Below are 25,551 nucleotides of genomic sequence, written 5' to 3' on the forward strand. Positions count from 1 at the left end.
GCTTTTCCTGAATAGTTAAAGTTTTAAATTACAGAAATTTCGGGCAAAGGCAAGATAAAATGTCCTCCCTGATTTAGGTAAGCTTGATGCTTTTTCATAATGGGTTCAGCGTATCTCCAAGCGAGTATAACTACACAGTCAGGTTTGCGATCGTAGAGGGCTTGCGAGGGCAATACTGGAATGTGGTGTCCGGGGGTAAATAAGTTATGTCGGACTGGATTGTCGTCTACGAGAAAACTCAGCAAATCGTTAAGCTCGAAGTGATAAAGTAGGGTAGTAACGCCTACAGAAGCGCCGTAGCCTGCTACTGTTTTTCCTTGTGCTTTCATGTCGCGCAGCAAGGCGAGAAGCTGCTGTTTGAGGCTGTCAATTTTAGCAGCATAAGCTTTGTAAATTTCCGGGCGATCGCAGCCTTGATTTGTCTCGGCTTCTATCATGTTGGTGACAGATTGCGACACCGATCTCCCGCCTCCAGCCAGCTGCACGGTGCCGCGCAGGGAACCGCCTTTAGAAGTTATGCGTTCGATGTCTATCAATTCCATATTGCGGCTGCGGAAGAAAGTTGCCAGGGGTTTGACAGAGAAGTAACTCAGGTGTTCGTGATAAATAGTGTCGAAAAGATACTGGTCGATTAAATCGACGCCATACCCTGTTTCAAACACAAATACGCCGTCAGGGGCTAACAGGTGGCGGATGCCATTCATCATATCAGTCAAGTCGTCAATATTAGCAAATACGTTGTTGGCAGTGACGACGGATGCAGCGCCGCGTTCGTTTTTAATCTGCTGGGCTAATTCGGCGCTAAAGAAGGTAGGCAGCGTTTCAACACCTGATTCTGTTGCTTTTTGAGCGATGTGGCGTGCTGGTTCCACTCCCAAGACGCGCATTCCCCGTTCTTGGAAGTGCCTCAGCAGGGTGCCGTCGTTGCTGCCAATATCGATCGCGATCGCCCCTGCTGCTGGTTTTACCCTCTCTACCACTGCCGAAGCGTATCTGCGGAAGTGTTCGACTAAACCCAAAGAAATTGAGGTGGTGTAGATGTATTTGCCGTATAGCACTTCCGGGTCAACTACGTCAAGCAGTTGTAACAAACCGCAACTGCGGCACAAATAAAGGTCTAGCGGATAGGTTTCTTGGTGTTCGCCGAGGTATTCGCTCGAAACGTAGCGATCGCCCGGTGGCGTTGCTGCTACGGGCACGGCGAGTTCTACATCAGTTGCACCGCAAAGGCGGCAAGTGCTGCGCCGGAAAGATGAGTTGCTCATGTTGGGCTTGGTTTGGGAATCTGACGAAAGGCTCAAGTTTCTTATTAAATCAGTTGACGTACCAATTACTCAATCTGGCAACAAATAAGCGTACTTTCGCAAAAAGTCTCGCCCCATCCGGTTGCAAAATTCGTAAGCTTGATAAGTAGGCGACAGTGCATTCAACCTCTGTAGCAAAGCTTCATCTTCTGCGGTGAAACAGCTTTTGCCATCCAGCAAATCCAGCATTTCCACTAGCGCGTCCTTGATTTCCTCTGGCGTATTGTCCACCATCTGAATGCCCGCTGGGTCTAGCTGATGCGTGAAAGTTGCCCCATCAACGGGCGGTTGCAGGTGTTCTGCAAAAGTCAGATAGCGCTGCTGTTCCACCGACCAAGCTAGTTTGGGAATAAATAAGCTGTGTTTGCCACAAACCAGCCAGAAAGCGTGGGACATCGGTATCGAGTTGGTCATCACTGCGGGCACGCCAAAGGTGGGCGGTATGTGAATTGGCCCGGAGGTAGTACCGAGGAACAAGCGGCACTCTGCCCACAGAAATACGTCCATCCAGTCGCTTCTTTTGTCGCACAGAGCGTAATCGAGCGCGTGTTCTGTTGCTGGTAGAGGTTTCATAGAGGGGTCGCCCGTGCGTATCACCCACCCGCCCCGCGCCGTAATCGTGTTGATCGCCAATAAGTATGTATCGATATCGCCGTTGCGGGGGGCACAGCGTCCTTGTTGATTGTAAAAGCCGTCTTCGCGAACGTGAAGGCTAACAAACCAAGCATCTTTGGGGACACCGAGTTCTTGGAGGCAGCGCCTGCCTTGTTCCCGGTGAGTATCTGACAGGGTGAGTAGGGGCGGACGGTTCTCTGCTTCCCACTGTTTTTCAACTGGTACGTTAGCACGACAAAACCGCTGACCATTAGGGAGAGAGACTGATGTCTTGCGACCCCAATCTATGTCTCTAAGTTCTTGTTTGTTCGCTAGTGGGGAGAGCAAGCTGATTAAGTGGGGGTCGCAAATAAATTTGATCGGGCCTTGTTGACGCCAGTAATTGAGGTAACAGGGATTAGCAACTTTACTCTCTGCCAGGATACAACAGTAATTTGGTATCCAGCCCAGGCTTACCATTTTGGCGTAAATCTCCAAATTTCTCAAGTGACCGATCGCCTCAATCCAAGTTTCTGACACAAATCGGATGCCCAATTTGGCTAGCGGGTGATTTCCTTTGAATTGGAACTGTTCCTTTGTTGAACTTTCGCCTTTGCCGTGCGATCTTCGAGGCTGCCACTGCATAAATGCAACTGCCAACTCAATTTTCTGTTGCAGTTCTGGCCAGTCTGGTTTGAGGGAAAGCGCCCGCAGCCAATAAATCATTGCTTCATCCATTTGCCAAACCCCGCAGTTTAGCTTTTCCAGGGCGTTTCCCATCGAGAAATACGCTTGTGCCCAGTCTGATTTGAGGGCAACGGCGCTGCGGTAAGCTGCGATCGCCTCTTCTATGCGATTGAGTTTTGCCAAAGTTTCCCCTAGCTGGTAATGAGAACTTCCGCATTCTGGGTTGAGTTCAATAGCGCGGCGGTAAGCTGCGATCGCAGCTTCCATATCTCCTTTTTGGGCGCTCGCTTCTCCTAAGTTGCGGTGAGGCTCATCATAATTTGGATCGAGTTCTATTGCCCTGCGGTATAAACTAATAGCTTCATCTAGTCCATCGGTTTTAGCTAAAATTTCGCCTAAATTGTTGTTAAATACTGAGTTTTTTGGCTCTAGTTCAACGGCTTTTCGGCAATAGCTAACCGATTCATCTAAGCGTTCCATTTGAGCTAAGATTTTTCCTAAACTGCTGTAAGACCGAGCCGAATTTGGATTAATTTCTATAGCCTTCCTGCAAGCAGCCGCAGCTTCAGCCATCTCCCCTATTTCTGCTAATGCCTCTCCTAACTTTTGGTAAAGCCGCTCCAACATACTTGGGCAAGCAGCAACAGAGCCATCAATTTTTTCTTTTTTATAAGAATTGCTTAGATCGTTGAGATGTTTATCGGTCATTTAAACAGCATCCTTTTTTATTCTTTTACGTGGGCGACCATCCAAATTTATCGAAGAGTCGTTTGGGAATCATGCTTGAGGCTTTTGCTGCTTGTTCTGAGGTGAACACTTCTCGCCATTCGTCTGCCCTGCCTTGGCGATAGTGCAATTTCCCCTGCTGCGGTGGTTCTGGAAAAGTAAATCGCGATTTATCTATTTCATAAAAGTTTAGTATTGATTCAAAAAAAGCTTGAGGATCTGCCGCTAAATCTTCATATTTTGTAAATAGTATCTTGGGATAAAATGACGGATTGGCTTCGGCATCCAGCCATCCTTCTATAAAATTTATGACTGCCGACAGGTGCCCTTTTTCTATTTGCCAACTTATTTGATCTGTCAACGATAGGGAAAAATAGTTTTCTGCATCAGGTATAATGTGCATTAGAGAAATCACATCTTCTGTTTCTGCTATTGTTTTGCTTAAATGGTGTACCCATGATAGGATTGCTTGTCTGGGGTCGCGGACGTGAACAATTAATCTATCTAAAACTTCAGTAATTAAACATAAATTCCTTAAAGATGCAGGCAAATGTTCGTGAGCCAGCTTCATTTCGTCAGCCAAAATATTAACAGCGCCGCGGCTAATATTTTCACCGTCGTCGACGACTATTCGCATCCAAGGTTTATTTAAGCCATTGGAAATAGCTTCTAAAACGTACATACTCCCTGACTTCGGCAAAGTATTTAGAAAGATACCGGGAATTTCTCCATTGGCGATTATGGCTGCTGTTTTAATTTGGTTAGACTTATATAAATTGCTAATAGCGTCATTCTTCCGGCCTCGCGACAGCATTATTTTGCCGATTTCGGTGTAAGCTGACGCAAAGTTGGGATCGTTTTTAACCGCCTGCTGATAACAGGAAAATGCTCGCTCGCTGTCGCCTTGGATGCGCGCGAGCACTCCCAGCAACACCTGTGCTGCGGCCGAACTAGGATCGAGTTCTAGCGCCTGCTGACAACACTGCATCGCCGCGTCAATTTTTTTTTGGTCAAGTAGTAGGTAGCCTAAATTTAAGTGTAGTTCCACCAACTCAGGCTGGATAGCAATTGCATATTGATAAAGAGCGATCGCTACCTCGGATTTACCTTCAGCTTTCAATTTGTCCCCAAGACTAGATGCTGCGTCTGGTTGTAGTGAGATCGCTTGTTGCCAACTAGCGATCGCCGAGTCTAAATTCCCCATTTGGCTTTCCAAGTATCCCAGACGCAAGTAAGCTTTTATCAGCTTTGGTGCGGCAGCTATTACTTGTTTGTAAACAAAGCGAGCGACATCTAAGTTCTCTAAAGCTTGCAATTTAATTGCCAAATTTAACCCTAACTCTGCTTTGAGTTGGATCGCTTTTTGATACAAAACAAGCTCTGCTTCCTGATCACCTTGTTGTTTTAATACTTGTCCCAAACTTGCATAAGCTTCGATATTTTCTGGTGCTACCGCTATGGCCTGTTGATAAAAAGTGATCGCCACATCTAATTTCTCTTCGGCTTTCATTCGGTCAGCAAGCGGTAATGCTAAATCTGGCTGCACAGCTATGGCTTGTTGCCACACCGCTACTGCCTCCTGTTGTTTCCCCATTTCGTTCAGCAAGTGCGCCATGCTCAAGTATGCTTCTATTTTCTCTGGCTGGCTAGCTATTACTCTTTCATACATTACTAGCGCTGCATCTTGCTTGCCTTGTCCTTGCAATATATGTCCTAAATTTAAAATTCCCTCCGGTTGAATTGCTGCTACTTTTTCATAACAAATCATTGCTAGTTCGCTGTTGCCATTTTCCTCGAATAGCTTTGCCAAACTTAAGTAAGCTTCTCTATTGTTTGGCGAGCTTGCTATTGCCTGTTGGTAGGTGGCGTTCGCTTCCTCTAGCTTCCCTTCCAGAATATATTGGTTAGCTGCCTGAATGTATTCGATACTCATCTTCTGTCAATACCTTTAGTTGTTTTTTTCACTGCTAATTTTATCGCGGCGGCCATCCAAATTTGTCGAATAGCCTCTGGGGAATCATGCTAGAAGCTTTTTCTACCTGTTCTGCGGTAAACACTTCCCGCCATTCGTCTGCCCTGCCTTTACGATAGTGCAACTTACCCTGCTGCGGTGGCTCTGGAAAAGTAAATCGCGATTTATCTATTTCATAAAAGTTTAGTATTGATTCAAAAAAAGCTTGAGGATCTGCCGCTAAATCTTCATATTTTGTAAATAGTATCTTGGGATAAAATGACGGATCGGCTTCGGCATCCAGCCATCCTTCTATAAAATTTATGACTGCCGACAGGTGCCCTTTTTCTATTTGCCAACTTATTTGCTCTGTCAGTGGCAGGGAAAAATAGTTTTCTGCATCAGGTATCATGTGCATTAGAGAAATCACATCTTCTGTTTCTGCTATTGTTTTGCTTAAATGGTGTACCCACGATAGCATTGCTTGTCTGGGGTCACGGACGTGAACAATTAATCTATCTAAAACTTCAGTAATTAAACATAAATTCCTTAAAGATGCAGGCAAATGTTCGTGAGCCAGCTTCATTTTGGCAGCCAAAATATTAACAGCGCCGCGGCTAATATTTTCACCGTCGTCGACGGCTATTCGCATCCAAGGTTTTTTTAAGCCATTGGAAATAGCTTCTAAAACGTACATACTCCCTGACTTCGGCAAAGTATTTAGAAAGATACCGGGAATTTTTCCATTGGCGATTATGGCTGCTGTTTTAATTTGGTTAGACTTATATAAATTGCTAATAGCGTCATTCTTCCGGCCTCGCGACAGCATTATTTTGCCGATTTCGGTGTAAGCTGACGCAAAGTTGGGATCGTTTTTAACCGCCTGCTGATAACAGGAAAATGCTCGCTCGCTGTCGCCTTGGATGCGCGCGAGCACTCCCAGCAACACCTGTGCTGCGGCCGAACTAGGATCGAGTTCTAGCGCCTGCTGACAACACTGCATCGCCGCGTCAATTTTTTTTTGGTCAAGTAGTAGGTAGCCTAAATTTAAGTGTAGTTCCACCAACTCAGGCTGGATAGCAATTGCATATTGATAAAGAGCGATCGCTACCTCGGATTTGCGTTCATCTTTCAATTTGTCCCCAATACTGCAGGCTAAGTCGGGCTGGCGGATAATAGCTTGTTGCCAAACTGTGATCGCATCGTCAAGTTTGTCCATACGATTCAATATGGTCGCCAGATCCATGTAAGCTTCCACTTGATCGGGAGCAACAGCTATTACTTGTTGATAGCAGGCACACGCATCTTCTGGTTTGTGTTCTAGCTGCAATCTGTTTGCTAAACTGAAGCCCACCTCTGGCTGGCGTGCGATCGCTTGTTTCCAAGTAGCCATAGCCTCGTCAAATTTTCCAATTTGACTTTCCAGGTGTCCTAAACTCAAGTAAGCTTCTAGTTTGTCTGGGGCGGCAGCTATTACCTGTTTGTAAACGGCAATTGCTGCATCTAAGTTCTCTAAAGCTTGCAATTTATATGCCAAATTTAACCCCAACTCTGGTTTGAGTTGGGCTGTTTTCTGATACCAACTTTGCAGGGATTCCTGGTTGCCAAGTTGCTTCAATACTTCTCCCAAACCCGTATAAGCCTCGATATTTTCTGGTGCTACCGCTATGGCCTGTTGATAAAAAGTGATCGCCACATCTAATTTCTCTTCGGCTTTCATTCGGTCAGCAAGCGGTAATGCTAAATCTGGCTGCACAGCTATGGCTTGTTGCCACACCGCTACTGCCTCCTGTTGTTTCCCCATTTCGTTCAGCAAGTGCGCCATGCTCAAGTATGCTTCTATTTTCTCTGGCTGGCTAGCTATTACTTTTTCATACATTACTAGCGCTGCATCTTGCTTGCCTTGTCCTTGCAATATATGTCCTAAATTTAAAATTTCCTCTGGTTGAATTGCTGCTTTTTCATAACAAATCATTGCTAGATCGCTGTTGCCATTTTCCTCGAATAGCTGTGCCAGATTTAAGTAAGCTTCTCTATTTTTGGGTGCGTTTTCTATTACCTCTTGGTAGGCGGCGTTTGCTAACTCCTGCTTGCCTTCAAGAATATATTGGTTAGCTGCCTCAATGTATTCGCTACTCATCTTTTGTTCGTACCTTTTTTTGTATTTTTACTACGATTTTTATCGCTGCGGCCATCCAAATCTGTCGAATAGCCTCTGGGGAATCATGCTAGAAGCTTTTTCTGCTTGTTCTGGGGTGAACACTTCCCGCCATTCGTCTGCCCTGCCTTTACGATAGTGCAATTTACCCTGCTGTGGCGGATCGGGAAAAGTAAATGGAAATTTTTCTATATTGTAAAATTTCAGTATTGACTCAAAAAATGCTTGAGGCTCTGTCGCTAAATCTTCATATTTTGTGAATAGGATATCAGGATAAAATAATGGGTCTGCCTCTGCATTCAGCCATTCTTCTATAAAACTAATGGCAATCGGCAAATACCCTGACTCTATTTGCCAACTTATTTGCTCTGTCAAAGACAGGGAAAAATAGTTTTTAGCAGCAGGTATGGCTGGCAGTAAAGATACCACATCTTTAATTTCTCGCGTTGTTTTTACTAAATGATGTACCCATGATAGCGTTGCTTGTCTCGGGTCGCGAACGTGGACAACTAGTTTATCCAAAACTTCACTTATTAAACATAAATTTCTAGAAGTTGCATGCAAATGTTCCTGGGTAGCGTTCATTCCTGAAGCTAAAATACCGATATCAGCCCGTTTAATAACTTCACTTTCCGCTGAGATTGGCATCCAATTTATATTTAAACCCTTATAAAGGGCTTCTAAAATATAAAAACTGCCTGATTTTGGTAAAGTATTTAATAGTATTCCCGGAATTTTATCGAGAGCAATTAGATTTGCAGATTTGATTTGATTTGACTTGTATAAACAACTTAGAGCTTCATCCATGTTTCCGTGTAATATAAAAATTTTGCCTAAATAAGTGTAAGTTGCTGCTGAGTTAGGATCAATTTCCAAAGCCCGTCGGCAGCAGCGGACAGCTTCTTCGTACTCGCCCTTGCGTCCCAGTACCTCCCCAAGTTGGAGGTGCGCTTCTACTAATTTGGGATCGATTTCTAACGCCTGCTGATAACTTTTAATTGCTGCATCAAGCTGTTTCTGTTCTCTAAAAATGTTGCCTAGTTTTAAGTAAAATTCTACTCGATCTGGTCGGACAGCTATTGCGTGTTGATAAAGTGCGATCGCATCCTCTGGTTTCCCCTCTGATTGCAATCTATCGCCCAAGCTCAATGCTAAATCTGGTTGCAAAGCAACAGCTTTTTTCCAAGTGTCTAGGGCTGACTGCGATTGCCCCATTTCGTTCAACAAGTGCGCCAAACTCAAGTATCCTTCTATTTTTTCAGGTTCAGCAGCTATTACTTGTTGATAAAGTGCGATCGCCGCCTCTTGTTTCCCTTCTGCTTGCAAAGTGTTACCCAAATTTAATCCCAATTCCGGTTGGATAACTGCGGCTTTTTGCCAAGCAGCGATCGCCTCTTCAAAGCGCCCCACTTCGTGCAATAAGTGTGCCAAGCTCAAGTAAGCCTCTATTTTTTCAGGTTCGACAGCAATTGCGTGTTGATAAAGTGCGATCGCATCCTCTAGTTTCCGTGCCGATTGCAATCTATCGCCCAAGCTCAATGCTAAATCTGGTTGCAAAGCAACAGCTTTTTTCCAAGTGTCTAGGGCTGACTGCGATTGCCCCATTTCGTTCAACAAGTGCGCCAAACTCAAGTATCCTTCTATTTTTTCAGGTTCAGCAGCTATTACTTGTTGATAAAGTGCGATCGCCGCCTCTTGTTTCCCTTCTGCTTGCAAAGTGTTACCCAAATTTAATCCCAATTCCGGTTGGATAACTGCGGCTTTTTGCCAAGCAGCGATCGCCTCTTCAAAGCGCCCCACTTCGTGCAATAAATGTGCCAAGCTCAAATAAGCCTCTATTTTTTCAGGTGCGACAGCTATTACTTGTTGATAAAGTGCGATCGCCGCCTCTTCCTTTTTTTTAGCTTGCAAAGTTTGTGCCAAATGCAGTCCCAAATCTGGTTGCAGCGAAATTGCTTTTTGATAGCAGGGAAGCGCTTCGTCTAGTTTACCCTGTTTGTTCAATACCTGTCCCAAATTCAAGTAAGCTTCGCTGTTGTCGGGGTCAGCAGCAATTATTTGTTGGTAAAAAGTTATCGCCTCATCTAGTTTGCCGAGTTTGATTAAAACTTCCCCCAAGTTGTTGTCAAATCGCAACAAACTCGGGTTAAGGTTAATCACTTGGCTGTACGCTGCAAAGGCTGCATCCATCTCCTCAGTTTTTGCCAAGGCTGACCCCAAGTTGCAGTAATATTTCGCGCATTTCGAGTCGATATTTATTGCTTTTCTGAAGCAGGCGACAGCTTCTTTTAACTGACTCGTTTGCGCGAGAATTTCTCCCAGATTATTGTAACATTTTGCCGATTTTTGGTCAATTGTAAGTGCTTTGCGGTAAGCAGCGATCGCTTCTTCTAGCCGAGCGATTTTGGTCAAAGCCTCCCCTAAATTTAAATAAGCCCTAGCCGACAAAGGATTAACTTCCACTGCTTGGAGGCACAAGTTAACAGTTTCTTCTAACAGCTCTTTTTGGGGGAAATTATTATCTAAGTGGCCAGACTTCAGCAGTTGATTTGCCTCATGAAAATAGCTTGCAGTCATAATTCAGCTACTCCTCGATTTTTAACTATTATATAACTCAATCAGTCGCTCGTGACAGCATTTTTGCGTATTTCCGCAAGAAATCCCGTCCCATGCGACTGTTTCCGCAGGCTTTACTGCGGGTCGCCAGTTCCTTAAACCGTTCTTGCAGCACCTCGTCGGAGGCCTCGTACTGAATTGTTCCGTCCAACCAAGCGAGCATTTCTAGCGTTAAATCCCTAATTTCTTCCGGCGTATTTTCTTTCAACTTAACCCCCAGCGCCGACAGCATTTTAGTATTGTTAACTTGACCGTAAGGTGGAGACATAGCCTCTTCTACTGTCAGATAGCGCTCTAAAGTTTCCGACCAATAAAGCTTGGGAATAAAGATATCTTTGCCGTAAGAAGACGTAATCCCCATACAGGCCCAATTAGCCAAAGCGCAAGGAACGCCAAAAGTACCCGGAACGTGAGCCAAACCGGAAGTCGAACCTAAAAAGAAGCGACTCGCAGCACATAAAAATACATCCATCCAATCGCTTTTGACTGAAGACTGAGCGTAGTCAATTACCCCCTCCATCGGCGGCAGCGGTTTCATCGTCGAGTCGCCCATGCGAACAACCCAGCCGCCGCGTTTGACAATCTCCTCTACCGCTAACAAGTAAGTGCCAACATCCGCGTTGCGAAATTCTTGAAGTTCGACTACGTGGTTGTGGTACCCGGATTCTCGAGCGTGAAGGCAAACAAACCAAGCATTTTTTGGCACTCCTAAAGACTCTACAGTGCGCCAGCCCCGTTCAAAATCAAAATCTGATAAAGTCAGCAGCGGAGCTCGACCTTCAGCTTCCCACTGTTTTTGCACCGCCGCGTCTGCCTGGAAATACAGTAAAGTTTCTCCCTTTGCCGGCAGTGCAAAAAAGAAATCGTTCAAGTACCTCACCATCGGAATTAAAGAAGTGTACTCGGCAGGTTCTGAAAGAATTTGGACGTAGCGGTGCCAGTAGTTCAAGTAACACGAATTAGCAATAACTAAAGACGGGTGCGGGAACACTACAGTGCGCTGCTGCGGCCGCCATCCCAGAATACCCATTTTCACATAACAGTCCAGCAAAGCTGTGTGACCGATCGCGACAGTCCAGTTATCGTGAAGAATCCGAATTCCTAAATTGTCAATGCCATGCGATCGAGCAAGTTCGCGCTGTTTTTGATAATACTGATTGCAGAAATCAACTGCTTCTACAAGTTTGCCACAATTGCCCATCATGTAACCGACAATCAGCAGTGTTTCTATCTTGCCCCAATCGAGCGTGACGGCTCGCTGCCAGTGCTGCGACGCACCTTCTAAATCGTTTCGTTGGGCAAATTCGTAGCCCTCAGTGAGTTCTTTATTGATCTCGACTTCTAGGTTCTCATTTGCCAATATATCACCGTGAACCGCTATAACTTTGAAAGCATTCGCTTCGGTCAGTTGAGAGTGAAATAAACTCTGTTCCGGTTGCAGTTCAGTGGCTTTTTGATAAGCCGATATCGCTTCATCTTGATGCCCCAATTTAGCTAGGACTAACCCCAAGTTGTAGTAAGACCAAGCTGAATCTCGATTGAGATCAATCGCTTTTCGCAAGCAGAATGCAGCTTCCAGCAAATAAGCCGATATAATAATACTTATCGGCTGCCTGAATTCTGCTGATTGCCGAAATCCACTCAGGAATAGCTCGCGGGTAAGATAACCTTCGCTCAACTGCTCCAGCCAGTATTTTTTGCCTTCTATATCTATTTTGTGCTTCACGTAAGCGAAATAAGTTTCTTGCAGAAACTCTTCGTCTGTGAGGTCATTTGTCGCTCGCAAAAACACCTCATCTAACTGCTCGCCCGACCAGCGAGCATAATTTTTATGATTCAGATTTGTCGCCAGTTTGTAATAAGTTTCCCCTAACTGGTGGTAAAATGTAAAAGACTCTGGCTCTAGTTCACTTGCTCGGCGGTAACTAGCGACAGCTTCTTCTAGGCGACCCAGTTTGGCTAAAGCTTTTCCTAAGTTGTGGTGCGACCAGCAAAAATTAGGGTTTCGCTCAATAGCAAAACGGTACATTTCGACCGCTTCATCTAATTTTCCAGAACTCAGCATTTGGTTGGCCGCATCAAAATAGCTTACAGTCATTCGATTTTAGATTTTAGATTTTAGATTTTAGATTTTGCCCCGCAAATAAATCCTCTGGATTGAGGCGACTCAAAAATTTGTTGCGGTTCGCGATAAAAGTCGGGGGGTTGTGACTTAAGTGTTTTTCGGTCAGTTAGAGCTGCTCTTTTACCCTTTTTTACTCTCACTTGCTCCCTCAGTTGACTTTGACAAAAGCCCAGCATATTTCCGCAGGAATTCTATCCCGATGCGACAGTTTCCGTAAGCTTGACAACTGTTCCTCAGTTCAAAGAATTGTGCTTGCAGCAGATCGTCAGATGCCTCGCAGTGTATTGTACCCTCCAAACGCGCCAGCATTTCTACGGTTAAATCCCTGATTTCTTCGGGCGCGTTGTCTGCCAATCTCACGCCTAAGGCGGACAATAGTCGAGAATTGTTAACTGGACCGTAAGGTGCAGACATTGCTTCTTCTAATGTGAGATAGCGCTCTAAAGTTTCCGACCAATAAAGCTTGGGAATAAAGATATCCTTTCCGTAAGGAGACTGTATTCCCATGCAGGCCCAGTTAGTCAAAGCGCAAGGAACGCCAAAGCTGGCGGGAACGTAACACAAACCGGAAGTTGAGCCTAAAAAGAAGCGGCCGGAAGCACACAAAAATACATCCATCCACTCGCTTTTTGCTGAACTGCAAGCATAGTCAATTACCCCCTCAATTGGCGGCAGCGGTGTCATTGAAGAGTCACCCAAGCGGACAACCCAACCGCCGCGTTTGACAATAGTTTCGATCGCCAGCCGGTATGTATCAATGTCTGCGTTGTGGCAAGCTTTAATTGCCGCAAGGCTTTCGTGATAGCCGGATTCTCGCACGTGCAGGCAAACAAACCAAGCGTTTTTCGGCATTCCTAAAGACTCCAGAGTGCGCCGACCCCGTTCGGAGTCGGCATCTGATAAAGTCAGCAGGGGCCCTCGCCCTTCGGCTTCCCACTGTTTTTGCACCGCAGTCTCGGCCTGGAAATACAGCAAAGTTTTGTCTGCTGTTGGGGTTGCAAAAAAGAAATCGCTCAAGTACCTGACTACTTGAGAAAGACGCGCAACCTGCGAAGGTTCAGAAATAATTTGAACGTAACGCTGCCAGTATTTGAGGTAATGCGAGTTAGCAATAGTATGGTTGGGGGGCGTCAACAAAATCGCGCGGTGCGGTGGCCGCCATCCCAAAAGACTCATTTTTACATAGTAATCCAGCAAACCTGTGTGACCGATCGCGGATGCTGCATTGTGCGGATCGACAAAACGGATGCCTAACTTGTCAACTCCGTGCAATTCGGCAAGTTTACGCTGCTTTTGATAATATTCTTCAAAGATATTTACTGCTTCGTCGATTTTGCCGCAATTGCCGAGGTAGTAGCCAATCAATAGGTATGTTTCTATCCGATCCGGAGCAAATGCGATCGCCCGCTTCCACGACACCCAAGCCCCCTCAAAGTTGTTTGCCTGGGCGTTTTCATATCCGTTATCGAGTTCAGTTTGAATCGCCCGATCCAAGTTCTGAATTGACCAGACATCGGATTGCTCTAAGATGGTTTTGAGTTTCGCTACCTCTGACAGCCTAGCGCCAAATAAAGGCTGTTCCGGTTGCAGTTCTAGAGCTTTTTGGTAGGAAGCTATTGCGGCTTCTAAGTCATCTTTTTTTGCTAAAGCTTCCCCCAAGTAAAAGTGAGACCAAGCGGCCTGCGGGTCGAGCGCAATTGCTTTGTCAAAACACGCGATCGCTTCCCACAGATAAGCGGAGATGAGGACAACTGCGGCCTGGCACTCCTTTGCTTTGCGAACTTCGCAAAGCAATTGCTCGCGCGGGAGGGTGCCATTTCCCAACTGTTCCAGCCAGTATTTTTGACCGGCTTCGTCAGGGATGCTTTGGCTATAGGTGCGGTAAGCTGCTTGCAAAAAGGATTCGATCTCTAGGTGATTTGTGGCTTGCTTAAAAACAGCATCTATTTGGTCTGATGACAATTTAGATGCAGCTTCGGGACTCAACTCGTCTGCTAACTTGTAAAAAATTTCTCCTAAGTGCTGACAAGATATAAAAGAATTTGGGTTGAGTTCAATAGCTTTGCGGTAACTAGCAACCGCCGCTGCTAAAAGACCCTGTTTTGCTAAAGCTTCGCCTAAGTTGTGATGCGACCAATAAAAGTTGGGATTGAGAGAGATCGCTTCTCTGTAGGACGCGATCGCTTCCTCTACCTTTCCTGACCTCAGCAGTTCATTAGCCGCGTTAAAATGGTTTACTTTCATGATCTTAAATAACCGCTCCCTTGCAGTGCAATTTTTCCATTACTTTCTGCTCGCACCCATTGCAAATAAATAGTGCGCCATCGGATAAAATCCTGTATGCACTACTTCATCGTTCATGGAAAATATGAAAACGTTGTGGAAGTATTTTAACATTAATTCTTTAAGACCTTTGTGGTCTTTGCAGTTGATGTGTCCCGCCTTGCTGCCTTCTGAAGCGTAAGCTTGAGATTGAATTGACGGAGAACCAATGATGAGCACGCCGTTTTGGTCGAGCGATCGCGCAATATTTGAAATAAATCGCTGTTCGTCCTCTTGAGGTATGTGTTCGATCACGTCAAGGGAGTAAGCCGCGTCAAACTCTCCCTCCACAGGCCCTGACAGCATATCGTGAACTCTGCAATCAAATTTCCACTTTTCTTCCATCTGTTCGTTTACGTGATTTACAAACAGCCGATCGAAGTCTACCGCACAAATTGCACCCACCTCTTGCAAGACAATTCTAGTGCCAAATGCGTCTCCGCATCCCACCTCCAATACATTTTGTTTCCCGCTCAACATTTTCGAGACAAATTTGTATCTCGCCAAGACAAAAAGCAACCGTCTCGGGTCTTCGTACCAGGTAGCATTTGCTCGCAAACCTAGCTGAGTCAGCCCTTTTGTCTCGCTCAGAGTTACGTGGGCTTGATATTGAGGTTCTCTAGTTGTTTGTATGTCCATAAACTCCTTACCTGTTTATCGTAATAGTATTGGACTCGTAGCGTGCGTGACATTGAAAAATCTTTAAAACGCTGCGAGTGTCTTATTGAGTGTCCTGCACCGCTTTGAGTTTTGAGATGTCATCGGTTCAGATACCCGACTTCTTTAAGCTGTCTGGGTTCTCGCCTTCACGAATCATTTACGAGTGCTAGACCGCGCGCTATGGCTCTCACTGTGCCACAAGCTGCTGTTGCTTTGCGCTACTAATGTCTTGCAAGCAATTATGTCTTCTATTAAGTTAATATCTTCCTCCTTAACAATAGCCAGCTCTTCTAAAGCAAAATGCAATTCGCATTCCCGATTCACAACTTTCTCATAAATCAACTTTCTATGAAAGGGATTTTCTGGCAACAGTTTTAGCGAATAAAAAATCAAGCCCGATAACGAGTCTAACTCTTCCAACAAAGCACTTAACATCATGTAGCAATTATCCATATAGTATTCAGTACCGCTCAAAAGAAATACCATTCCTTTACTTTGAGCATAATTGCGAATTACCATATTTTGCAGCCGTTGAGGAATCGTGCTGCCGCCGATTTCGCGGCTGGAAATATATCCCCTCCAACCTTTTGTTGATTTCATCAGCACTCCGGTTTGATATAATTGTATCCGATTCTTGTAACGGGACGCATTGTAATCGGCAAAAATGATTCCCCTAGTTCCTTAGTTCCGTAAGGAGAGAGCAAACTCTTAAACCGAACATTAATCGTCCATCGGCTTTCTGCTTGGCGATTGACGCGGTTCCCGTGCAGCAAAGAGTGAGAAAAAATAACTCCCTGTCCGTATTTCACATCTAACCAAACCAGCTTGTCTTTGATTTTTTGGTAAAAATCTTCAGCCGTCAAACTGGAATATTGTTTAAAGTTTATGAATACTTCCTCTGAGTACGCTCGCGGCAAGATAAACATAGACTTAGTATCGTAACAATTGACGAACGGCAGCCAAAAAACTATTTCATAAGGAGAATTTCCCGACCAAACATCAGAGTGAAGCGGCAAAAGCGAACTGTCATCTCCGGGAAACTGAATGCTGAGATTGCAATTTCTCTGCATTGCCAATTCATTGCCAACCAGCCAGTGAATCTGCTTTTGGGCAAGAGAATAGATTGAGGGTCTGACAGTTTTGTCCTGAGCCATGTAAGCTATCAGTTTAACCCGAAAATCATTCAATTCTTTGACTGAAATTATTTCGTGAATTTTATCAAAAAAATCCTCCTCAGAAAGCTGAGATTTATTGTTTATAAAATCAGCGGCTGCCTGATAAATATTTTTTTTAACTGCATCCAGCAAATTACGGTCTTCTAGGGAAAATACAAGATAGCCGTCCCTTAAAAATTGGGCGATCGCCTCATCTTCTTCTGAAGTAAAAAATGGATTGCTCATAGTGCGAACTTTAGAGTCTCGTTCATTCAAAGAAAATACACCCATAATCTCCTGTATAACCGCTCTCTTTGAAAAACCACTCCCACTCTTGAGGAGTATAAAACGATTGGCAAGTTAACTGCCAGTAAAGCAAGTTAACTTTTTCTTCCTCGTTCCTGTAGGACTCCACAACAATGTACTTATCTTGCTTTCCTACCCGCTCAATTTCTTGCAAAGCTTGCCGCAGTTCGTAGTTGTACAAATTGTGCAGCGTCAAAATTGAAACTACCAAATCAAAATTCTTGTCAGGGAAAGGCAAATCAACAGCATTACCTGCCGTTAAGAACGGCTTTACCTCTTCTTTGGCATTTTGAATTGCGTACTCGGACATATCAATACCGACAATTTCTACTCCAGGAACGGCTTGGGTAAACTCGTAAAGCAAGTATCCTTTACCGCATCCGACATCAAGAATTTTGTCTCCTGATTTAATGCCGTAATGCTGAGCCATTTTCTCAGCGATCGCGCGCCATCTGCCGTCATAGCGATAGCCACCGTAACCGTACTTGCGATCGCCGTCCCAGTAATCTTTCCCGTACAGTTTGGCAACGGCGGCACACTCCGCTTTGTCGTACTCGACGACACGCTCGACATAATTGCGCTTGGTACTCGTATGCACCTTGGTAATGAAATCGACGCAGGCCACGCTCCAATCCTCCACTATACAGTTAAACTCGCCGATCAAAGAAAATTTGCCGCATATCGAACGGCACTAAGTTCTCAATCATTTTGTTTGCACGTCATAAATTTTAAAACTTTTGTGAGGTGGGCTCTCTCACAGACCAAAAATGCAGTGCCAAATGCTTGGCAGCTTGAGAGCCGATTTAGTTCAAACTGCTGCCAGCGGTTCGCGCCGCCGTTCAGCAAGAGTTGCGACTGTGGCAGCCAACTTTTCAGCGGTAATGCCGTACAGCGCCATCAGACTCTCTTGAGAACCGTATTGTTCCGGGAATACATCCGGAATGCCAATGCGCTTGAACCGCTTGGCAGGGTTAAAGTTAGCCTCTGCAACTAATTCAGCCACCGCACTGCCTAGTCCCCCCATCAAAGTGTGTTCTTCAATAGTGACAATTACAGGCACGTCAGCAGCATATTTGAGAATAGCATCCGAGTCCAGCGGCTTGACAGTATGAACGTGAAGTACGGCTGCTTCTAACCCCTGTTGGCTGAGATTGGCTGCCGCATCTAAAGCCGCCTTTAAAGTAACGCCAGTGGTAATAATCAGCGCGTCAGTTCCTTCGCGCATGGGAATTGCCTTGCCAATTTGAAAGGGTATCTCATCTGTCGTTAAAATCGGCTCATTTCCCTTGCCTAAACGGATGTAAATCGGCCCCCGATAATCGACTGTCTCCGGCATCAGCCGCCCCATTTCAGCTTCGTCAGCCGGTGCGACAATTGTCATCCGGGGAATTGTCCGCAAAATTCCAATGTCGTCAATTGCCAGGTGAGTTGGGCCCAGCGGCGCGTACACTACGCCGCCGCCGTTGGCGATTAAGCGGACGTTAACGTTGTGCAGGCACAAGTCTAAAACAATCTGTTCAAAACAGCGGCGGGAGAGAAAGGTGGCGATCGTATTTACATACACAATCTTGCCTTCTAGAGCCAAGCCAGCAGCCAGGCCGACAATATTAGCCTCGTTAACGCCTTCCATTAAAAATCTCTCCGGCATCTCCTCTTTAAATTTTTGGAGAGTACCGAAACCGAGGTCTGAGCCAATGAAGAAAATCCGGCGGTCTTTCTTGGCCAATTCATACACTGTGTCCAGGCAAAGTTGACGCATTTAGTTTTCCTCCAAGGCGGCCAGCATCGATTGAATCTCGCTGTCGGATACTTTATTTTTGTGGTGCCATTTCAAATTGTTTTCAGCAAATGGAATGCCTTTGCCTTTCACTGTATGGCAGATAATTGCAGTTGGTTTATTGGGTGCGATCGGCAAATTCAACAAAACAGAACGCAGTTCTTCGACGCTGTGACCGTCTACTTCTGTCGCCGCGAAACCGAAAGCTCTCCACTTGTCCGCTAGCGGTTCTAAATCTTGAACTTCATAGGTTGTGCCGTAGGATTGGTGCTTGTTGTAGTCTACAAGCACGGTTAAATTTGTTAGTTTGTGTTTGCCGGCACACATAGCTGCTTCCCAGACCGAGCCTTCATTTGACTCGCCATCTCCCAAAATCACAAAAGTGCGGTGATTAGCTTTCTCGTACCTGGCATTGAGAGCAAACCCAATTCCTATGGACAAACCGTGACCCAAACTTCCTGTAGATGCTTCGATGCCGGGAACTTTGCTGTATTCCGGGTGTCCTCCCAAAATGCCGTCGCTTTGGCAAAATTTCCAGAGTTCGGATTCGGGAAAGAAACCTTTTTCGGCAAGAATTGCGTAGAGAGCGAGACAGCCGTGTCCTTTGCTGAGGATGCAGCGATCGCGCTCCGACCACTTCGGGTTCTTAGAATCATACCGCAGTACGTCGTCGTAAAGCACCCGCAATATTTCTATTAGCGAGAATGTAGAACCTACATGACCTCTGCGGCTCGCTTCGAGTATTTTAACAATGGTTTTGCGAATTTCTCTAGAGCGGCTGTCCAGTCCAGATGAATTAGTTTTTAGGTGTTCGGCCACCGTAGGGGAACTGCTCATAATTTGCCAGAATTTTTTGTAACATTCGTTTGGCTTTTGCCAACTGTTCTATCTGCAATTTGCTGCGGTCTAAGTCGATCGCTTGAGCGAACCCGCGCCGCAGCAAGTCTTGAGGCACAAACTCATTTAAGAGTATCAGACACCACTTCAATCCGAATAGGGGATAGACTATTTCGACTCGCTCGGCCAGATGTTTGCTGTCTTTAAAACCGCACAGCATCTGGTCGAGAAACCGCTGTTTTAGGCTCTCCCCCAACTCCACCGCTGGATGGAGCAGGAAATCTGCGATCGCTTTAGCCTGGTCGTCCCAGCCAAAATATTCAAAATCCACAAATATTATTTCGCCATTATCCCGCCTTATGGCATTGTGAAAACCAAAATCTGAGGGACTCAGCGTTTTTTCTTCCTCCTCTATCTCTGCGTCCCAAGACATTTGCGACTGACTGAGCCTTTCCTGACACCATGTTGCTATTTTACTCCAAGCCGGCATGAAGTCATCGCTCAAAAATTTTTCCAGTTCAATGTAAGGTGTGTCGCTCTTAGGAAGTGACGACAACCTCTTATATCGCTGTTCAATATTGTCAACAACGCCTCGAACTGAAAAAAATGCCTCCGATGCCTGTGGCAAAAGATGACTATTTTCTCTGCTTTTAAGTTCCGCCAATTGTACCAAGAAGTTGGCAGCAACATCTATTTCATTATTTGTCACCTCTTGCGGTATAATCTTTTCGCCCGCGATGTATTCGTAGACGGCGCACCCCAAGTTGCGGTCAGCGGCAATCGGTTGCGGAATGCTTTTCACGCCGTTTTCCCAGAGGAATTGCAAGCTGGAAAATTCAGTTTGTAGGCGGTTTCTTTGGTCTGAATAGTGGCGGAAATATACTTTAGCAGCGTAGTAACTATCATTTTCGCAAGATAGTTTGTAAACGCGGCTGTTGCGTCCCCCACCTATTTTTTCAATATCAGTAATTTCTAGTCCTAGCAGTGCCGAGCAAGCTGATTGGACTTTCGCAGTTATGTTTTCAGGTTGTTGAGAAAAAATATTCATTAATTTCTTGCCATTTTATAACTGCTTTTACTGTTGGAATCTCGGCAGGTTGGTAATTCGGCGCGTACAGAATCTTGTTAACGCTGTTCGGAAAGGATTCCTCCAGAAATGTTTCTTCTAAATCGTCTATGAAATCCGTACAGTTTAGCTGTTTTATTCGCTCTATTTTAGACACTCTCGTAGATTCAAAATAAACTTGTTCTTGAGTTAATCCCAACCCGCTGCCCGAAAAAAAACTGTGACTCTTCATCCAAGCTAGCGCGGCTTCTCTCAGATTAGTTTTGGTTTCGTCGTAATTAGCGTACTCGGTTTTGTGACTGACAATATAAACTCGCATTCGGTGTTGCTGACACAACTTAAAAAAGGTCAGCACTCCTTCTATTAACTTGGCTTCTTGCATCTGGCGACCATAGACAATTGCTTGCAATTTTTGCCATTCTATGTCCCCGTTGGGCAACAGGCGAATGCAGTCCCGGATTTGCTTTTTACTTTTGCTCACTTCGGGAGAAATCCAACCTTTTTCAACGGCTAACCTGTGCATGAGGTCGTCGTAGCTGACAATTGTATTGTCAAAATCAACACCGATAATGCGATTGATGTCAGTCATCCTGCTATAGCAATCCTATTTCATTTGTGAACTAGATTTATTTGTGAACGAACCGCGAATGCCCGAAGGGCGCTTTCGTAAAAGAAGAGAAGAGATAGGTTCACAAATCCTGCAATGAGCGCTATAGTTATTTGAGATTTAGAGCCTGCATGATCTTAATATTGTAATAGCGGATATCTGTCATCGGGTTAGGCACTAAATCGGCTTTAAATGCTTTCACCAAATCTTTTACCGCTTGTTCGATAGTGTGCTGAGGTACAAACCCCAACTCCCGCTTAATTTTATCAGAGGAGATGTGATAGGAGCGGTGGTCGTCGGTGGGGGTGGCGATAATTTCTACTTGTTCGCCGACAACGTTCCGCACCATCTGGGCAATTTGCATGACGGTGTGGTTTTCGTAGCCGGCGTTAAAAATTTTGCCATCGATCGCTTCGTCAGGCAACTGCAAAGACTTGACGTAGAGGTCGGTCATGTCTTCTATGTGAATGTTGGGACGTTTTTGTTCGCCACCAAAAACGGTGATTTTGCCGTTATTAATAGCGTGGTTGGTAAGAATATTTACTGTTAAATCCAGTCGCAAGCGGGGCGAGTAACCGCATACTGTAGCCGGTCGCAGCACTAAAGTTACAAACCCTGGTTCCCGGTTGGCAAACAGCACTTCTTCGCAGAGTGCTTTATATTTCGAGTAGTCTGTCAAGGGTTGTAGTGGCAATTCTTCGGTGACGTTTTCGGTTTCTTTGATGCCGTAAACGCTGGAAGAAGATGCGTAGATGAACCGCTTGACTCCGTTGTTTTTTGCGACTTCTACTAAGTCTAGAAATGCGTCGTAGTTAATTGATTTTCCCAGGTCGGGGTCGAGTTCAAAACTGGGGTCATTGGAAATGCAAGCTAGATGGATAACGGCGTCGCATCCCGGCATGATTTTTTCCAAGAGGGCGCGATCACGGATGTCTCCTTTAATTTGTTCTAAACCCGGATCGTCTTGGACGGCTGCTAAAACATCATCTCCGTAAATGTACAAATCCACTACCTTGACTCGGTATCCCGCTTGCAGGAGCTTAGGAACTAAAACAGCTCCCACATAGCCCGCTCCGCCTGTAACAAGAATTTGCTGCAATGTATTCAAAGTTGACAGTCCTCAATCTTTTAATTGTGTATTAACAGCCTAGGGTAAAATTCGACTTTGGTCAATAATAATATTTTTTCCGGCTCTCTATCAATGCTTTTTCGATATCAAACTCAGTTACAGTCCAATACCTGCTCTTCTGTAAATCATTCATTCCTGTAGGCAATCCGTCGAGGGGAGGGACAAAGGGAATATCCTGCACCTTTTGAATCAAAACCGACAGTCCAGAGTCGCGATATTGAAAATTTTCTGCGAAGTCATCAGGAACGTTAAGTGCAGTCACTACATCCTCTGGAAGTTTTCTCATAGCAACAATCGGCTGTATGTGCAGGTCGCACAATTGATAGCGGTTGCTCTTGCAAAGCGAATAAAAAAATTTAGTTGTATAGTTGACCAGACCGTGATTGACGTAACCCGTAAAAGGTACGTCGTGCCACATATAGCCACCCACTTTCGTCAAGTCGTGGATAACTTTGAAGGCATTTAATTGATTTGCTACGTGTTCGGTTGTGCCGAAATTAGTCACTAGATCGTATAAGTTGTGATGATCGAGCGGTACAGAATCAAAATTTAAGTCTAGACATATTGAGCCATACTTTTCTTCAATATCCACACAGCAATAATGAAATCCCAATAACTCATATAAACTGCGAGCACTGCCTCGGTTGGAAATTTTGGAAATTTCCCGATCGCTGACCTCGGTTTTTAATGCGTGGGGGATGAGATTTTTAATAATCTTTTCATAACCTTTGCAATTAATCTCTTGGATACCTAATTCCATCACTCGATTAACTTTTTCAAAAAATCCTTTTTGGGACATTTTTGAGAATAAATTGAGCTGATATCCACCATAACCCATAGTATTTGCCTAATGAAACTGAGATCAATTAACCCAGACACCAGACCGAGAATCAGCCAGCTCTTTAAACTCGTTTGCCACCATTTTACTGCAAAATAGCGCAGATATTGAAATAAATAGTTGCTGTTTGTGCTAAACTTTTTCTAGTGGGAAGCTGTGGCAAAAATCTTATTCAAAACGATCGCTCAGTCATGTTTACTCTTTACAAATAGAAGCTTGGGAGTCTTTGCAGGCTGGTAAATTTGGCTTTTCCTGCACGATCGCGCCAATCTCCGACAAAGACGAAATGACAGTAACTAGGGAAGCGTAAGGACGTTTGGACAGTTCTTCGAGTTCCTGTAACCCGCTGCCTGTTTTCACCAAAAAAGCTTTCATGCCCAGTTGCAGTCCCGGTTCTAAATCCCGGAGGCGATCGCCAATTACCCAGCACTGATTCGGGTTTAAGCCGTGGTCTCGAATGGCTTGGAGAAACATTCCCGGCTGCGGTTTGCGACAGTCGCAAGCGCAACTGTACCGGGAAACTTCACCTTGCGGGTGGTGGGGACAGTAATAAAAGCCAGCGATCGAGACCGACACCTGTTCTGCATCCCACAGCAGTTTAGCATGGACGGCTTCGACTGCGGCAGCGTCAAAATAGCCTCTGGCAACTCCTGATTGGTTAGTCGCAACTATGATTTTGACGCCGAGATCCTTCCACTGCTTGAGAGTGTCCAGAACCCCTGGAATCCACTGTATTTGATCGGGGTGACTGAGAAAGTGGCAATCCTCGATCAAGGTGCCGTCGCGATCGAACAGAATAGCTTGCAGCTTCATTTTTTTGCTCTTTATCCAGTTATCCGGCCGCCAACTAAAACTTTAAGACCGTGGTGGCAAATTTCAGCAGTCGGGCCTTGTCCACCGGTTCGGCATTGCCGAGAGTATTGGCTGCGATCGCGCCTGCTAGATTCCCCAGCAGCGACCCAATAGCGACAGGCAACTCCAACTTGGCGCTCAGACTGGCCAGAGCAAAAAACGCATCGCCCGCACCAATTGTATCCTTCACGTCCAGGGTTAGGGCTGGAGTCAACTCTTCTTCGCCCTTGACGTTCATTCCCAAAGAACCAGAAGAACCTAAAGTCAGCCAACCTTGCTGCGCCCCTAAATGCTGGTGCAAGCGTTTGAGGAGATGCGTGTGGTCTCCGTAGCGGCTGGAAAATGCGAGGCGGATTTCCTGTTCGTCCAAGCAGAACGTATCCGCGCGCTTATACTTGGTAATTAAGTTATAGCCATGATTAGCACTGTTAGTTTGGCAATTGACAGCCAAAAACGGAGCCTTGCTTTGGACAAGTTCAATCAGTGTTGAATCAAGCAATCCGTGTCCGTAGTCCGCTACTACCACCAGGTCATAATCGCGAATAGTTTTTTCCAAACGCTCTAGCAGTTTTTGGCGGTGGATGGGTGCTGGACCTTGTTCTTCTAAATAGTTGATCGAGAAGAGTTTATTGTATTGTTCTCTCATGCCTTGTCGAGCAATAAAACGATGCTTGACGACTGTCGGAGCATCGTTTTCATACTGTAAATCCAGCCGAATACCGCCATTGATGTTGTTCAAAATCAGGCTGTGTATGTCAGGCTCTTTTCCAGCAACGCCCACGACAGTCACAGAGTCTACAAAAGTAGCTATGTGGCGGGCGATAGCCAGAGAACCACCTAAATGCTGCTCTTTTTTCAGAAAGCGGGTCGAAATGACCGTCCCTTTCGAGGTCAATCCTTGGACAGTACAGTGGGTAAATTCATCAATAATGACATCCCCTATCACTAATACTTTTAGCTTCTGCATAGCATCAACACCCTCTCTGACTTGCTCGAAAGGGTATTGCTGGCTGAACTGACTGGTATAGTTCTTTACCTGCGGTGGCAACACGTCCAGGTAATTATTAATCAATCGGGTTGAGCTGAACACAATCTCTCCCGTATAGCGGATGTCGCCACCGTAGCCCCTAACCCGTTCGGCTTCTCGATCGATGTTTTGGGTGACATCTTGACTGTGGTCGGCATACTCGTGTCCTTTGCAGTAAAAATCAGGCTGCACTCGATCGAGCACTTCTAATGCCGTGGCTACGGGAGACAACAAAACGTAGTCTACACAAGCTAGAGAAGCTATAGAATACAAACGCAGGTCGTCAGAAAAAATTGGTCTTCCAGGACCCCGATTGACATAAGGTGCTGCTGTGATTGAAACTACCAGCACATCTCCGAGTGCTTTCGATTCCTGTAAGTGGGCGAGGTGTCCTGGGTGAAGAAGGTCGAACACCCCGTGGCAGAGGACTATCTTGTGGCCTTGCTCTCGCACATTGGCAAGCGCCTCTCTACAGGTTTCAAAATCAAGATATTTTTCCGTATTTTTTGTCAACATTTTTCATACTGTTCCATAATCACATCGTGAGATTTTAATGCCCTCATTCTGACAGGATAAAACCTAACAGGCTCAATAAACTCGCTTTCAAATATGCGACCGATCACATAACTTAAATTAGCTGTATCAGGGGGTATCCCGTCCTTCATCTTTCGATAATCGCGATCGTGACTAATCACACCTTGATGATTATAAGCTATCCATTCGCCTCGATATTTTTTCAACTCTCGGCGATTAGCCTTATACCACTCCTTAGCTGTCGCATATTCTGCTGCCATATTTTCACCCCATACTTTTCC

At 45.3% G+C, this 25,551-nt stretch carries 20 protein-coding genes; all 20 read right to left on the minus strand.

The annotated features are described in order from the left end of the window. Positions 1 to 23: 23 nt before the first annotated feature. Positions 24 to 1,265, minus strand: coding sequence for a class I SAM-dependent methyltransferase (locus tag QUA00_RS18160; protein WP_333410596.1), 1,242 nt, complete (start codon positions 1,263 to 1,265; stop codon positions 24 to 26). Positions 1,266 to 1,334: 69 nt separating this feature from the next. Further along, positions 1,335 to 3,293 carry a TIGR04372 family glycosyltransferase gene (locus QUA00_RS18165; RefSeq protein WP_333410598.1) on the minus strand — a complete coding sequence of 653 codons (1,959 nt, stop codon included), beginning with the start codon at positions 3,291 to 3,293 and terminating at the stop codon, positions 1,335 to 1,337. A 25-nt stretch (positions 3,294 to 3,318) separates the two neighbouring features. After that, complete coding sequence (locus QUA00_RS18170) at positions 3,319 to 5,244, minus strand: tetratricopeptide repeat protein (RefSeq protein ID WP_333410601.1); 1,926 nt, start codon at positions 5,242 to 5,244, stop codon at positions 3,319 to 3,321. Positions 5,245 to 5,284: 40 nt separating this feature from the next. Beyond that, the gene (locus QUA00_RS18175; protein WP_333410603.1) at positions 5,285 to 7,402 is read right to left on the minus strand and encodes a tetratricopeptide repeat protein; all 2,118 of its coding nucleotides are present in this window, start codon (positions 7,400 to 7,402) and stop codon (positions 5,285 to 5,287) included. A gap of 39 nt (positions 7,403 to 7,441) precedes the next feature. After that, the gene (locus QUA00_RS18180; protein ID WP_333410605.1) at positions 7,442 to 9,997 is read right to left on the minus strand and encodes a tetratricopeptide repeat protein; all 2,556 of its coding nucleotides are present in this window, start codon (positions 9,995 to 9,997) and stop codon (positions 7,442 to 7,444) included. Positions 9,998 to 10,034: 37 nt separating this feature from the next. Then, positions 10,035 to 12,134 carry a TIGR04372 family glycosyltransferase gene (locus QUA00_RS18185; RefSeq protein ID WP_333410607.1) on the minus strand — a complete coding sequence of 700 codons (2,100 nt, stop codon included), beginning with the start codon at positions 12,132 to 12,134 and terminating at the stop codon, positions 10,035 to 10,037. A 147-nt stretch (positions 12,135 to 12,281) separates the two neighbouring features. Continuing rightward, complete coding sequence (locus QUA00_RS18190) at positions 12,282 to 14,405, minus strand: TIGR04372 family glycosyltransferase (RefSeq protein WP_333410609.1); 2,124 nt, start codon at positions 14,403 to 14,405, stop codon at positions 12,282 to 12,284. A 39-nt stretch (positions 14,406 to 14,444) separates the two neighbouring features. Further along, positions 14,445 to 15,122 (minus strand): class I SAM-dependent methyltransferase, encoded by a 678-nt coding sequence (locus QUA00_RS18195; RefSeq protein ID WP_333410611.1) that lies wholly within the window; start codon positions 15,120 to 15,122, stop codon positions 14,445 to 14,447. Between the two features lie 174 nt (positions 15,123 to 15,296). After that, positions 15,297 to 15,743, minus strand: a complete 447-nt coding sequence (locus QUA00_RS18200; protein WP_333410614.1) for an LIC12192 family sporadic carbohydrate cluster protein — start codon at positions 15,741 to 15,743, stop codon at positions 15,297 to 15,299. After that, positions 15,743 to 16,543, minus strand: a complete 801-nt coding sequence (locus QUA00_RS18205; RefSeq protein ID WP_333410616.1) for a sporadic carbohydrate cluster 2OG-Fe(II) oxygenase — start codon at positions 16,541 to 16,543, stop codon at positions 15,743 to 15,745. The genes QUA00_RS18200 and QUA00_RS18205 overlap by 1 nt, the downstream gene beginning before the upstream one ends. A gap of 22 nt (positions 16,544 to 16,565) precedes the next feature. Beyond that, the gene (locus QUA00_RS18210; protein ID WP_333410618.1) at positions 16,566 to 17,228 is read right to left on the minus strand and encodes a class I SAM-dependent methyltransferase; all 663 of its coding nucleotides are present in this window, start codon (positions 17,226 to 17,228) and stop codon (positions 16,566 to 16,568) included. Between the two features lie 183 nt (positions 17,229 to 17,411). Further along, the gene (locus QUA00_RS18215; RefSeq protein ID WP_333410620.1) at positions 17,412 to 18,362 is read right to left on the minus strand and encodes a transketolase C-terminal domain-containing protein; all 951 of its coding nucleotides are present in this window, start codon (positions 18,360 to 18,362) and stop codon (positions 17,412 to 17,414) included. Next, positions 18,363 to 19,217 (minus strand): transketolase, encoded by an 855-nt coding sequence (locus QUA00_RS18220; protein WP_199292447.1) that lies wholly within the window; start codon positions 19,215 to 19,217, stop codon positions 18,363 to 18,365. Next, positions 19,177 to 20,265 (minus strand): phosphotransferase, encoded by a 1,089-nt coding sequence (locus QUA00_RS18225; protein WP_333410623.1) that lies wholly within the window; start codon positions 20,263 to 20,265, stop codon positions 19,177 to 19,179. The genes QUA00_RS18220 and QUA00_RS18225 overlap by 41 nt, the downstream gene beginning before the upstream one ends. After that, positions 20,240 to 20,872 carry a hypothetical protein gene (locus QUA00_RS18230; RefSeq protein WP_333410625.1) on the minus strand — a complete coding sequence of 211 codons (633 nt, stop codon included), beginning with the start codon at positions 20,870 to 20,872 and terminating at the stop codon, positions 20,240 to 20,242. The genes QUA00_RS18225 and QUA00_RS18230 overlap by 26 nt, the downstream gene beginning before the upstream one ends. A gap of 127 nt (positions 20,873 to 20,999) precedes the next feature. Further along, positions 21,000 to 21,989: an NAD-dependent epimerase/dehydratase gene (locus QUA00_RS18235; RefSeq protein WP_333410627.1), complete on the minus strand. Its 990-nt coding sequence runs from the start codon at positions 21,987 to 21,989 to the stop codon at positions 21,000 to 21,002. Positions 21,990 to 22,059: 70 nt separating this feature from the next. After that, complete coding sequence (locus QUA00_RS18240; RefSeq protein ID WP_333410629.1) at positions 22,060 to 22,857, minus strand: hypothetical protein; 798 nt, start codon at positions 22,855 to 22,857, stop codon at positions 22,060 to 22,062. Between the two features lie 195 nt (positions 22,858 to 23,052). Further along, positions 23,053 to 23,670 carry an HAD family hydrolase gene (locus QUA00_RS18245; protein WP_333410632.1) on the minus strand — a complete coding sequence of 206 codons (618 nt, stop codon included), beginning with the start codon at positions 23,668 to 23,670 and terminating at the stop codon, positions 23,053 to 23,055. Positions 23,671 to 23,704: 34 nt separating this feature from the next. Further along, positions 23,705 to 25,252: a PfkB family carbohydrate kinase gene (locus QUA00_RS18250; RefSeq protein ID WP_333410634.1), complete on the minus strand. Its 1,548-nt coding sequence runs from the start codon at positions 25,250 to 25,252 to the stop codon at positions 23,705 to 23,707. Continuing rightward, a complete protein-coding gene (locus QUA00_RS18255) occupies positions 25,246 to 25,530 on the minus strand; it encodes a DUF5678 domain-containing protein (RefSeq protein WP_333410636.1) in 285 nt (94 codons plus the stop codon). The genes QUA00_RS18250 and QUA00_RS18255 overlap by 7 nt, the downstream gene beginning before the upstream one ends. Between the last annotated feature and the right edge of the window lie 21 nt (positions 25,531 to 25,551).

The organism is Microcoleus sp. T2B6 (assembly GCF_036700475.1).
Taxonomy (GTDB): domain Bacteria; phylum Cyanobacteriota; class Cyanobacteriia; order Cyanobacteriales; family Microcoleaceae; genus Microcoleus.